Source organism: Streptomyces sp. NBC_00433, assembly GCA_036015235.1.
Classification (GTDB): Bacteria; Actinomycetota; Actinomycetes; order Streptomycetales; family Streptomycetaceae; genus Actinacidiphila.
This window is the reverse complement of sequence record CP107926.1, coordinates 4,663,793-4,676,168: the sequence shown is the minus strand read 5'-3', so window position 1 is coordinate 4,676,168 and position 12,376 is coordinate 4,663,793. Positions and strand designations below refer to the sequence as shown.

The following is a 12,376-nucleotide window of genomic DNA, read 5'->3' as shown; positions in this document are numbered from 1 at the left end:
ACGCCCGTATCGCGCGAAATACCGCCTTCTGTGCCGCCTCGGGAGCGGGGCAGTGAGAAGTCGGGCTCCGGAAGCGGAGCGACTTGCCGGCCACGGGGGGCCGCGACGCGACGGCGGACGGCTCGGCGACCTCGTCACCGGGCAGTTGGCCAGGCTGTGCGCGGTGGCCGATCTCGACCAGACGGACGCGGAGACCTACGCGGGCGTGCTGACCGACAGTCTGGGCCCGGTGGCCGAGAGGTCGTTGGCACTGCCGCCGCCGTCGCGGAGCTTCCTGTCAGACGACCACACGCCGGTGGAATTCTCGCTGTCCTTCCTTCCGGACTCGGCTCCCACCCTCAGGGTGCTGGTCGAGCCGGGATGCGGCAGCGACGACATGGCGGAGAACGGCCGCACCGGGTTGCGCGCGATCCGGGAGATGGCGGAGCGCTGGAGGTTCGACACCGGCCACCTCGACCGGCTCGAGGACCTGTACTTCCCGGCCGCCCCCGAGGGCCCGCTGGCCCTGTGGTGCGCGCTGGAGCTGCGGCCCGGCGGAGTCCCCCGGGTCAAGGTCTACCTCAACCCGGCGGTCTCCGGGCAGGACCGGGCGGCCGAGACCGTCCAGGAGACGCTGGCCAGGCTCGGCCACCGCAAGGCCTTCGCCGCCCTCCCGGAGGCCGACGGCATGCTCTTCGTCGGCCTGGACCTGGGGGACTGGAAGGCGCCCCGGGTGAAGGTCTACCTCAGCCACCACCGCCTGTCCGCCGAGGAGGCGGGCGCCATGCCCGCCATGACGCCGGCCGGCGGGCGGGAGCAGATGGCGAGGTTCGTGCGGGCCGCCGGCGGCTACTCCGCCGAGGACGACGCGGAGCTGTCCGTCAGGCGCCGCACCCTGACCTGCCACTCCTTCACGGAGACCGCGACCGGACTGCCCAGCGGCTACACGGTGCACGTGCCCGTCCGCGAACACGCCCGGCACGACGGGCAGGCACGTGACCGCGCCGCCGCGGTGCTGCGCAGCCACGGCATGGACACCGCGGCGCTCGACCGGGCGCTGGCCGCCGTGACCCCGCGCCCGCTGAGCGACGGCCCGGGTCTGATCGCCTACGTGTCGCTGGTCCACCAGCGAGGCCACCCGCCACGGGTGACCGTCTACGTCTCCTCCGAGGCGTACGAGGTACAGCGGCCGCGCGACGTGGTCCCGCCCCAGCTCGGCCACGAGGGCCGGTAGCACTTCTCTCCGAGAGACAGCACGACAGAAAGACAGGAGCACCGTCAGCATGGAGCCGTACAGGATCAAGGTCGTGGAACCGATCCCGCAACTGACGCGGCAACAGCGCGAGGAGGCGCTGAAACGCGTGCACTACAACCTCTTCGACCTGCGGGCCGAGGAGGTGACCATCGACCTGCTGACGGACTCCGGAACCGGCGCGCTGTCGGCCGCGCAACTCGCCGCCGGCATGGCGGGCGACGAGTCCTACTCCGGCTCCCGGTCCTTCTACCGCTTCCACGAGACCGTGACCGAGCTGACCGGTTACGCGCACATCCTGCCGGCCCACCAGGGGCGTGCCGCAGAGCGCATCCTCTTCAACACCCTGCTGGAGCCGGGCGGCCTGGTGCTGGCCAACACGCACTTCGACACCACCCGGGCGAACGTCGAGCTGTCCGGCGCCGAGGCACGCGACCTCCCGTGCGCCGAGGCCAGGAACCTGGACAGCACCGAACCCTTCAAGGGCAACATCGACCTGGAGGAGCTGACCCGGACGCTGACCGGCCCCGACGGCTCCCGGGTCGCCATGGTCGTCATGACGATCACCAACAACGGCGGCGGCGGCCAGCCCGTCTCCATGGACAACCTCAAGCGGACCTCCGCCCTCTGCCGCGAGCACGGTGTCCCCTTCTTCCTGGACGCCGCCCGCTTCGCCGAGAACGCCTGGCTGGTGACCCGGCACGAGGCCGCCTACCGCGACCGCACCCCCCGCCAGGTCGCCGAGGAGGCCTTCCGGCTGGCGGACGGCTGCATGATGAGCGCCAAGAAGGACGGCATCGTCCACATCGGCGGATTCATCGGGCTCAACGACCCCGAACTCGCCCAGCGCTGCGAGCTGCTGCTCATCGCCACCGAGGGCTTCGCGACCTACGGCGGCCTGGCCGGGCGCGACCTCGACATGATGGCCCAGGGCCTGACCGAGGTCACCGAGCCCGCCTACCTCGCCGAGCGGGCCGACATCGCCACCCACCTCGCCGACCGGGTGCGCTCGGCCGGGGTCGACATCATCGAGCCGCCCGGCATGCACGCCCTCTACCTCAACGCCGGCCGCCTGCTGCCGCACATACCGCCCCACCACTTCCCCGGCCACGCCCTCGCCTGCCAGCTCTACCTGGAGGGCGGCATCCGCTCGGCCGAACTGGGCTCGCTCTACCTCGGCGAGGAGGACGAGCAGGGGAACCCGATCAAGAGCGCGCCCTACGAGCTGGTCAGGCTCGCGCTGCCGCGCCGGGTCTACACCCGCAGCCACTACGACCACGTCGGCGACACCCTGGCGAAGATCACCAAGCGGGCGGACAGCGTCCACGGCTTCCGCATCGTGGACCAGTCGCCGATCCTGCGCCACTTCCGCGCCACGCTCGCTCCGGTGCCCGTCGAGGGCTGACCGCCCCGCGCGGCGTCCCGCCCGCCCCGGCCAGGCCGGCGGACCGGGCGGGATGCCGCGCCACCACGGTGGAACGCCCCGCGGCAGCACGCCCCGCAGAGACCGGGCGCACCGCGGGACTTCGCGGCCCCGCACACCCCTGTGGTGTGCGCGCATGGCGACGCGGGCCCCCGCGGGCGCGTCCCATAGGGTCGTGCCATGCGTGCGATCACCATTGCCGAACCGGGCGGGCCCGATGCACTGGTCCTGGCCGAGGTCCCCGATCCCGTGCCGGGCACGGGCGAAGTGCTGGTCGAGGTCGTCGCCTCGGCCGTGAACCGCGCCGACATCCTCCAGCGGCAGGGCTTCTACGAGCCGCCGCCCGGTGCGTCCCGCTACCCCGGGCTGGAATGCTCCGGACGGATCGCGGCCCTCGGCCCCGGAGTGACCGGCTGGGCGGTCGGCGACGAGGTCTGCGCGCTGCTCGTCGGCGGCGGCTACGCGGAGAAGGTCGCCGTCCCCGTCGGCCAACTCCTCCCCGTGCCCGCGTGCGTCGACCTCGTGACGGCCGCCGCACTGCCCGAGGTGACCGCCACCGTCTGGTCCAACGTCTTCCAGATCGCCCACCTGCGGCCGGGCGAGACCCTGCTGGTGCACGGCGGGTCCAGCGGCATCGGGACCATGGCCGTCCAGCTCGGCAAGGCGGTCGGCGCGAAGGTCGTGACGACCGCGGGCAGCGCGCAGAAGCTGGCGGCCTGCCGCGACCTGGGCGCCGACGTCCTGGTCAACTACCGGGAGCAGGACTTCGTCGCGGAACTGGGCGGCCGCGGCGCGGACGTCATCCTCGACGTGGTCGGCGCCGCCTACCTGGCCCGCAACGTCGACGCCCTGGCCGTCAACGGCCGGCTCGTCATCATCGGCATGCAGGGCGGCACGAAGGCCGAACTCAACCTCGGCCAACTGCTCGGCAAGCGCGCCGCCGTCATCGCGACCACCCTGCGGGCCCGGCCGGAGGAGGAGAAGGCGGCGATCATCGCCGCTGTCCGCGAACACGTCTGGCCGCTGATCGAGGCCGGTACCGTCCGCCCGGTCGTGGACCGCGCGCTGCCGCTGGCGTCGGCCGCGGAGGCCCACCGCCTGATGGAGAGCAGCGAGCACATCGGCAAGATCCTGCTCACTATCTGACCGCGGCGGCTCCCCCGGGCGCGGGGGCGGATCGACCCGCTCCCGCGCCCGGCGGGGCGCCACGAGGTCGTCCGCTTCCGGCCAGCGCGGGCGGGCGGGCGCACCGCCCATGACGCGGACGGCCGCCGCACCACCGCGCCGACTTCCGGGATGCCGGGAATGTCGCCTCGTGTGACGCTGAGACCACCGAGAGTCCGGCGGAGAGGCGGCGTACGTGCGGTGGGCATCCGGCAGGAGGGCCAGACTGCGGACCGCCGCACATCCGGCCCGGCCGACCCTCACCGCGACTGCCGCCAACCGCGCCGCGGCCACCCTGATCCTCGCGGCGGTCCTGCTCGCGCCGACCGGCCTCGCCGGGGCCGCCGAGCCGCCCGCCGCTCCGACGACGCCCATACCGCGCGCGGCCGGTGGCGCTCCCGCACCCGGCGGCGCCGCCGCTCCCGCACCCGGCGGCGCCGCCGCTCCCGCACCCGGCGGCGCCGCCGCTCCCGGCGCGGCCCGGCCGCCGCAACCCTCGCCGGGGCGTGCCCCCCGGCCCGTCGGCCCGCTGCCACCCGGGCCGGCGCCCGTGACCCCGCCAGGGCCCGGCCTGCCGGGCGGACCCGCGGGACCCCTGCCGCCCAGGCCGTCCGCGACCGCGCCCGCCGCCCCTGCCGCGCCCCGTCCACCTGCTGTCACCGGCATGCCTCCCATGCCGTCACCTCCTCCGTCGCATTCGTCTGTCTCTTCCCGGCCGCCCGCGCCGAAGCCGACCGCTCCCGCGCGGCGACCCGCACCCACCCGGACCCCGGACCGTCCGGCTACCGGCCCGGCGCCTTCCGGCTCCGCGAGCGCGCCGCTGCACCCGCCGGTCCGCCCGACCGCGACCCGGTCCGCCGGGAGCGGGCAGCCGTCCGGGCACACCTATTCGCAGCGGCACCCCGTGCACCACCGCGGCCGCGGCTACACCGACCGGGCACCCTCCTTGCTGCCCGACGCGGAGGAGACGGGGCAGACCTCGGCGCCGCCGGCATCCGCGGCCCCCGGAGTGGGACGGCAGGAGCCCTCGGCCTCCTCCTACGCGTCCGGCCGACGCGTGCTCAGACTGCTGCCGCTCGGGGCGGGGATGCTGCTGGTCGGCCTGGGACTCGGCTTTATCGGCCTGCGCCTCCGCCGTCCCTGACCACCACCGCGCACCCGCCCCCGCACCGCTTCTTCCACGCGCCTGCCGGCGCCCACGCCCGCCCGCGCCCGCCCGCGCCCGCTCACGCACGCGGGCACCCGCCCCCGCACCCGCACCCGCGCCCAAGCCCGCACGCGAGGTCACCCACCGCAGTCTTCGTGACGGTGAGTGACTGCCTACGGACATGATTGCCTGCCGTGAGCCGTTTCGAACCAGCGGCCCGAATCGACCACCCGTTCGAGTGAAGTACCCCGCGATCCCGCCGATCGGCCTTGCGGCCTCGGACCTTACTGGGTATACATACTGAGTATGTCGATCCGTCACGGCCTGCTGGCCCTCCTCGAACGGGGTCCGCGCTACGGCTATCAGCTGCGCACCGAGTTCGAGTCGCGCACCGGTTCCACCTGGCCGCTCAACGTCGGGCAGGTCTACACGACCGTCGCCCGGCTGGAGCGGGACGGCCTGGTCGTCCCCGCGGGTGAGGACGAAGCGGGCCACGCCCTCTACGCCATCACCGAGGACGGCAGGGACGAGCTGCGGCAGTGGTTCGCCACCCCGGTCGACCGGGCCAACCCGCCGCGGAACGAACTGGCCATCAAGCTCGCGATGGCGGTCGGTTCGCCCGAGGTCGACGTGCGCTCGGTCATCCAGGCCCAGCGCACCCACACCATCCGGGCGATGCAGGACTACACGAGGTTGAAGGGACAGGCCCTGGAGGCCGCGTCCCGCAGGCCGGGGGTGTACGACCCGGACGACGTGGCGTGGCAGCTGGTCATCGACCAGTTGATCTTCCAGGCGGAGGCGGAAGCACGCTGGCTCGACCACTGCGAGACCAGGCTCGTGCGGCTGGCCCCGCAGGCCGCGGCCGCCGACCCGGTGGTCGCCCCGGCCGAACCCGCCGACGGCGGGCGGGAGTCGGGCGCCGCGCAGGACGGAGGGCTGCGCGGCGCGCTCAGACGGACCCCGCCCCGGCGCTGACCTGCCAGGGCTCGCCCGCCCCGGTCCGACAGCAGATCAACAACGACAGCACGGGCAGCAGCGCGACCGGCAGGACCAGCACGTCCGCAGGACCACCACGACCAGCGAGGACAGCCCGGACCGGACGGCCTGGGCCCGAATCAGGGGGAAGTAGTCCCGATGTCCAGTCAGCCCACACCACCGGCCGACCCGCGCGACCCGTCGCGTCCGGCGGGCGGCGACCCCGGCGCCACCGCGCCCGACCGCACCGTCGAACCCGTCCTCAGCCTTGAGGAGTTGACCCGGGTCCACGGCACAGGCGCGGCCCAGGTGCACGCGCTGCGCGGTATCGACCTGGACGTGCATCCGGGGGAGCTCGTCGCGGTGATGGGACCGTCGGGGTCGGGGAAGTCCACGCTCCTGACCATCGCCGGGGGCCTCGACCTGCCGACGTCGGGCCGGGTCGTGGTCGAGGGCACCGATCTGACCACGGCGAGGCGCAAGGACATAGCGGCATTGCGTCGGCGGAGCATCGGCTACGTCTTCCAGGACTACAACCTGATCCCGGCGCTCACCGCGGCGGAGAATGTCGCACTCCCCCGCGAGCTGGACGGTGTCAGCAGCCGGCGGGCGCGCAAGGAGGCGGTCGCCGCGCTGGAGGAGTTCGGGCTGCAGGAGCTGGCCGACCGCTTCCCCGACGAGATGTCGGGCGGCCAGCAGCAGCGGGTGGCGATCGCTCGGGCGCTGGTCGGCGACCGCCGCCTGGTGCTCGCCGACGAGCCCACGGGCGCGTTGGACTCGGAGACCGGTGACGCGGTGCTCGCCCTCCTGCGGTCCCGCTGCGACGCGGGGGCGGCCGGCATCCTGGTCACCCATGAGCCGCGGTTCGCCGCCTGGGCGGACCGGGTGGTCTTCCTCCGGGACGGCTCGGTGGTCGACATGACGCTGCGCTCCTCCGCGGAGTCGCTGCTCGCGGGCGGAGCGGCCCAATGACCGGGCGCGCGCAGCCCGGTGTGCCCGGTGTCGGGCGGCTGCACACCTGGCGCGCGGCGATCAGGATCGCCCGCAGGGACGCCGTGCGGTTCAAGGGCCGCAGCCTGCTGGTGCTGGCGATGATCGCGCTGCCGATCATGGGCGTGAGCGCGGCCGATGTGACCATCCGCAGCTCGCAGTTGACGACAGCGGAGAAGGCCACCAGGGACCTCGGTGCCGCCGACGCCCGGATCAGCGACGCGGGCCACGGGCCGCAGCCGGTCTACCAGGAGGCGGTGCCCGGCGGTGTCGTGCCGGTGCGGCAGGACCCCGGGGGGAAGGGGTCCGCGGAGGGGGTCGGCGACGAGACCCCTCAGCCGGTCGATCCGCTGGTCGCGCTCCCGGCCGGGGCACGGCGGTTGAGCGACGCGTCCGTCTACGCGCCGGTCAGGACGAAGTTCGGACTGCTGGACGTCGAGATAAGAGAGTTGAAGGCGGCCGACCCGCTCGCGGCCGGGATCGCCGATCTGGACCGGGGCCGCTTCCCGGTGGCGGCGGACGAGCTGGCGGCGACCAACGGATTCCTCAAGTCCAGCGGGCTGCACGTGGGTTCACGGCTGAGGGTGCGCGGGCTCGACCGGTCCTACCGGATCGTGGGTGCCTACGATCTGCCGAGCCAGTTGGACGCCGAGCAGCTCAACGCGCTGCCGGGGGCCTTCATCCCGCCCTACGAGGCGGCGCGGAGCGCGGGGGAAAGGGCTTCGGATCAGAGCGGGGTGCCGACCTATCTGGTCTCGGTGGGCGGCGACTTCACCTGGGACATGGTCAAGCGCGCCAACACCCTGGGCATCGAGGTCGACTCGCGGGCGGTCCGGCTGCACCCGCCGGCCAGGGCGGATGTCCCCATCTACGGGACCGGCTTCGGCGACCCGGTGCTCTACGACTCGGGCGACGTCCGGGCGAAGGCCATCGCCGCGGGGGTGACGATAGGCGGGCTGGCCATGCTGGAGATCTGCCTGCTGGCCGGCCCGGCGTTCGCGGTCGGGGCACGCCGCTCGCGGCGCCAGCTGGGGCTGGTGGGCGCCAACGGCGGTGACCGCAGGCACATCAGGGCGATCGTGCTCTCCAGCGGGCTGGTGATCGGCGCGGCGGCGGCCGTGGTGGGCACGCTGCTCGGCGTGGTAGCCACCGTGCTGCTGCGCGGGACGCTGGAGGACTATGTCGGGCAGCGGTTCGGCGGACTGGCGTTCCGGCCGCTGGAATTGGCGGGGGTCGGCGGGCTCGCGGTGCTCACCGGGGTGCTGGCGTCGGTGGTGCCCGCGGTCGGCGCCGCGCGGCAGAGTGTGCTGGCCTCGCTCACCGGTCGGCGGGGGGTGCGGCGGGCGAATCGCTTCCTGCCGATCGCGGGCCTGTTCCTGCTGGTCCTCGGCGTGATCGTGGTCTTCTACGCGACGACGCACACCGACAGTACGTACTCGGCGGTGCTCGGCGCGGCGCTGGCGGAAGCCGGTCTGGTGATGATGACCTCGGCGATCATCGGGGCGTTCGGCAGGCTCGGCCGGTGGCTGCCGCTGGCACCGCGGCTGGCGCTGCGGGACGCGGTGCGCAACCGCGGGCGTACGGCTCCGGCGGTGGCGGCGGTGCTTGCCGCGGTGGCCGGTTCCGTGGCCGTCGCGACCTACGCGGCCAGCCAGACGCAGCAGGACCGGCAGGAGTACGTGGCGCAGCTGCCGCGCGGGGAGGTCTCGGTCGGGGCGTACGGCGAGGCGGGCGGCGACCTGGTGCAGGTGCGTGCCGCGATCGAGAAGAACTATCCGGTCACGGGCCGGGTGGATGTGTCCCGGGTGTACGTCGGGGCGGCGTCCTGCATCAAGGACGAGGGGCTGCCCGGCTGCGGCAGGATCCAGCTGGACATGCCGCCGGCCAACGCGTGCCCGTCGTCCGGGCCGACGGGTGCCTACGGGCTGACCGTGCCCCAGCGCGAGGCGCTGGTGGACGACTGGCGGTGCAACATCCGCGGCGGACCGTCGGCGATCGCCGCCGCCGACGGCGTGCTGGTGGGCGGGCCCGCGGTGCTGCATGTGCTCGGGGTGCGCGACGGCGCGGCCGAGCAGGCGCTGGCGCGCGGCGAGACGGTGCTTTTCAACCGGGCCTACGACGATCACGGCAGTGTGAAGTTCACGGTGATCGCCGATGTGGCGAAGGAGCCGCAGGACGGCACGGAGCCGACCGGGGTGGTGAAGTCGCTGCCGGTGCACGTGGCGGCCGGGGGCGAGCCGTACGGGGTGGTGGCGGTCATGCCGCAGCGGGCGGCGGACTCGGTGGGCTTCACGACCACACCGCTGGGCTCCTACTACACGACGTCGCAAATGCCGAGCGGGGCGCAGCGGCAGGCGCTGAACAGCGATGTGGCCAAGATCGGCACCAGGGCGCAGGTGTATCTGGAGCGCGGCTACACGGGCAACAGCGGTCTGGTGCTGCTGGCGCTCACGCTCTTCGCGGGGGTGATCACGATCGGTGCCGCCGGGATAGCGACGGGGCTGGCGCAGACCGACGCGGAGCCGGATCTCAGGACCCTGGCGGCGATAGGTGCGGCGGGTCAGGTGCGGCGGACGCTGACCGGCTTCCAGTGCGGGGTCGTCGCGGTGATGGGAGTGGTGCTGGGCTCGGTGGCGGGGGTGCTGCCCGCGATCGCGCTGAGGCGCGGCGACCGGCACCGGAGCTGGGACGAGTACCACCGGGCGATCGACATGGGCTGGGGCGTGATGAGGCCGCCGAACGTGCCGGTGGTGGTGCCGTGGGGGACCCTGGCGGCGCTGGTCGTGGTGGTGCCGCTGGGCGCGGGGCTGCTGGCGGCGCTGGTCACCAGGTCCCGTCCCGAGCTGGGCCGACGGGCCGAGGGATGAGGGGGCACGGGCCCGCCCGGGGCGGGGGTGCGGGACAATGGACACATGGAGATGCCGATGAACGAACGGTCGCCGGATAGCTCGCAGAATCAGCAGGTCCTGGTCGTCGGGCCGGACGGATTGGCCCTCGGAGGGTCACCGGGCGGTGACGGCAACGAGGGCCGCGAGATCCCGGTGACGGAGATGGTCGAGCAGCCGGCGAAGGTGATGCGGATCGGCAGCATGATCAAGCAGCTCCTGGAGGAAGTGCGGGCGGCACCTCTCGACGAGGCCAGCCGGGTGCGGCTCAAGGAGATCCACGCCAGCTCGGTGAAGGAGCTGGAGGCGGGTCTCGCGCCGGAGTTGGTCGAGGAGCTGGATCGGCTGTCGCTGCCGTTCACCGACGACAGTGTGCCGAGCGAGGCGGAGCTGCGTATCGCCCAGGCGCAGCTGGTGGGTTGGCTGGAGGGTCTCTTCCACGGGATCCAGACCGCGCTGTTCGCCCAGCAGATGGCGGCTCGCGCGCAGTTGGAGCAGATGCGGCGCGCGCTTCCGCCGGGGGCGCTCGGCCAGGACGAGGACCAGGAGGCGGGCCACCCGGGTTCGCGCTCGGGCCCGTATCTGTAGGTCGCCTTCTCTCTTCTACAGGTCACCGTTTGCGGGGCCGGCCGCCACCCGGCGGCCGCCCGCGCACGGTCAGCCGGCGCCCTTGCCGGTGGAGACCCAGATGGTGATCTTCTGGCTGGAGTTGATGTCGAAGTCCTCAAGGGACTTGGGCGTCTGGGCGGTGATGGTGCCCTTGCCCCACTGCTGCTCGTCCATGTCCTTGATCTCGTAGGGCCAGTTGGCGGCCTTCATGCAGGCCACGGCGGAGTCCACGTAGATCGAGGTGAAGTCGGGCATCGTCATGAGGTTGGGCTTGCCCGGGTTGATCAGGTCGTTGTGCGCCTTGGTGCACTCGGTCGACTCGATGGTGCGGCTCTGGTCGCCCTGGATGACGGAGTCGGTGGGGTCGGCCGTCGGGGCGCCGGAGCCGGACGAGGTGACGGTCGGGCTGTCGGTGGGGTCGGAGACCGGGTCGCCGCCACCGCCGGACATCGCGATGATCACGGAGACGACGACGATCACGGCCACCGCCGCGACGGCGACGCCGATGATCAGCGGGGTGTTGCGCTTGCGGCCGCCTCCGCCGGTGCCCGGACCCATGCCGCCGCCGGGCGGCCGCCCGCCCATGTGCTGCTGCGGCACGGAGTGCGGGGAGTGCGGTGCGCCCATGCCGTACGCGGGGTTCGGCGGCGGGGTCGGCGCGGGGCCCTGCTGCGGGTAGCCGTAGGCGGAGGGCGGCGGGGTGGAGGGGCCGAAGCCCTGCGGCTGCGGTGTCGGGGCGTACGGGGTGTGCAGCTGCGGCGGCGGGGTGTGGAGCGGGCCCTGCGCGGACGGGAAGACGGAGGCGGCGACCCCTTCGCCGCGGTTGCCGGCCGCGGGGCCGCCGGAGATCAGCGGCATGGTGTTGCGGGTGGTGGCGGCGAGCACACGGTCGGACTCGTCGTGCATGGCGTCGGCGGTCGGGAAGCGCTCGGCGGGGTTCTTGCGCAGGGCGCGGGCGACGAGGGCGTCGACGGCCGGGGTGAGGGCGCGGTTGAAGGAGGACGGCGCGGGGGGCGTCTCCTGCACGTGCTGGTACGCCATCGCCAGCGGCGAGTCGGCGTCGAAGGGCAGCCGCCCGGTGAGGAGTTCGAAGAGCATGCAGCCGACCGAGTAGAGGTCGGAGCGCTCGTCGACGCCGCGCCCCAGGGCCTGTTCGGGCGACAGGTACTGGGGGGTGCCGACGACCATGCCGGTCTGGGTCATCGAGGTGACCCCGGACTGCATGGCGCGCGCGATGCCGAAGTCCATGACCTTGACGATGCCGCGCCGGGTGATCATCACGTTGCCGGGCTTGATGTCCCGGTGGACCAGGCCCATTTCGTGGCTGACGGCGAGCGCGGCCAGCACGTCGCCGACGATCTTCAGCGCCCGGTCGGCCTGCATGGCGCCGTGTTGGGCGATGTCGGCGGCCAGGACGTCGCCGAGCGGACTGCCCTCGACGTACTCCATGACGATGTAGGGGACGACCTGGCCGTCGATCGTGTCCTCGCCGGAGTCGAAGACCGAGACGATGTTGGTGTGGTTGAGCTTGGCGACGGACTGGGCCTCGCGGCGGAAGCGCTCCCGGAAGGACTGCTCGTGGCCGAGATTGGTATGCAGGGTCTTGACGGCCACCGGACGGTCGAGCACGGTGTCGTGCGCGAGGTGCACCGACGCCATGCCACCCTGGCCGAGCAGGTCGCGCAGTACGTATCGACCACCGCCGACCGAGCGCCCCGTGTACCCGCCGCCCTGCGTGGCGTCCCCGCTCATCAGTACCGCTACCCCCATGAAGGTCCAACGGGAAGACACTCGCCCCGAGCCTGCCCGCCAAGTCTGGCCGATCGCGCGAGCACGTCAAGTTCGTTGACCATCTCGTCACCTGATGCGCATCGGGCGCGCACAGAACGCGGAAGTTCCGCGAGTATCGGGGTCGGCCCGTCAAACCCGGGTAAGCGGCTGGACGGGCGCCG

Annotated in this window: 9 protein-coding genes; 8 read left to right on the top strand and 1 reads right to left on the bottom strand. The window is 73.3% G+C overall.

Features of this window, described 5'->3' with window-relative positions:
- Window positions 1–52 precede the first annotated feature (52 nt).
- The 8 genes from OG900_19835 to OG900_19800 all read left to right on the top strand — a co-directional run bounded on the left by OG900_19835 (window position 53) and on the right by OG900_19800 (window position 10,403).
- A complete protein-coding gene (locus OG900_19835; GenBank protein WUH92138.1) occupies window positions 53–1,213 on the top strand; it encodes a prenyltransferase in 1,161 nt (386 codons plus the stop codon).
- Window positions 1,214–1,262: 49 nt separating this feature from the next.
- The gene (locus OG900_19830; protein WUH92137.1) at window positions 1,263–2,636 is read left to right on the top strand and encodes a tryptophanase; all 1,374 of its coding nucleotides are present in this window, start codon (window positions 1,263–1,265) and stop codon (window positions 2,634–2,636) included.
- Between the two features lie 198 nt (window positions 2,637–2,834).
- Entirely contained in the window at window positions 2,835–3,800 is a 966-nt protein-coding gene (locus OG900_19825) for an NAD(P)H-quinone oxidoreductase (protein ID WUH92136.1), read from the top strand.
- A 922-nt stretch (window positions 3,801–4,722) separates the two neighbouring features.
- A complete protein-coding gene (locus OG900_19820) occupies window positions 4,723–4,962 on the top strand; it encodes a hypothetical protein (GenBank protein WUH92135.1) in 240 nt (79 codons plus the stop codon).
- Window positions 4,963–5,271: 309 nt separating this feature from the next.
- Window positions 5,272–5,940: a PadR family transcriptional regulator gene (locus tag OG900_19815; GenBank protein WUH92134.1), complete on the top strand. Its 669-nt coding sequence runs from the start codon at window positions 5,272–5,274 to the stop codon at window positions 5,938–5,940.
- Window positions 5,941–6,099: 159 nt separating this feature from the next.
- On the top strand, window positions 6,100–6,912 hold the full coding sequence (locus OG900_19810; GenBank protein ID WUH92133.1) for an ABC transporter ATP-binding protein: 813 nt from the start codon (window positions 6,100–6,102) through the stop codon (window positions 6,910–6,912).
- Complete coding sequence (locus OG900_19805; GenBank protein WUH92132.1) at window positions 6,909–9,797, top strand: ABC transporter permease; 2,889 nt, start codon at window positions 6,909–6,911, stop codon at window positions 9,795–9,797. Before OG900_19810 ends, OG900_19805 begins: the two co-directional genes overlap by 4 nt.
- Window positions 9,798–9,842: 45 nt before the next feature.
- Window positions 9,843–10,403 carry a bacterial proteasome activator family protein gene (locus OG900_19800; GenBank protein WUH92131.1) on the top strand — a complete coding sequence of 187 codons (561 nt, stop codon included), beginning with the start codon at window positions 9,843–9,845 and terminating at the stop codon, window positions 10,401–10,403.
- A 69-nt stretch (window positions 10,404–10,472) separates the two neighbouring features.
- Here OG900_19800 and OG900_19795 read toward each other — a convergent pair whose 3' ends face one another.
- A complete protein-coding gene (locus tag OG900_19795; GenBank protein WUH92130.1) occupies window positions 10,473–12,176 on the bottom strand; it encodes a protein kinase in 1,704 nt (567 codons plus the stop codon).
- Between the last annotated feature and the right edge of the window lie 200 nt (window positions 12,177–12,376).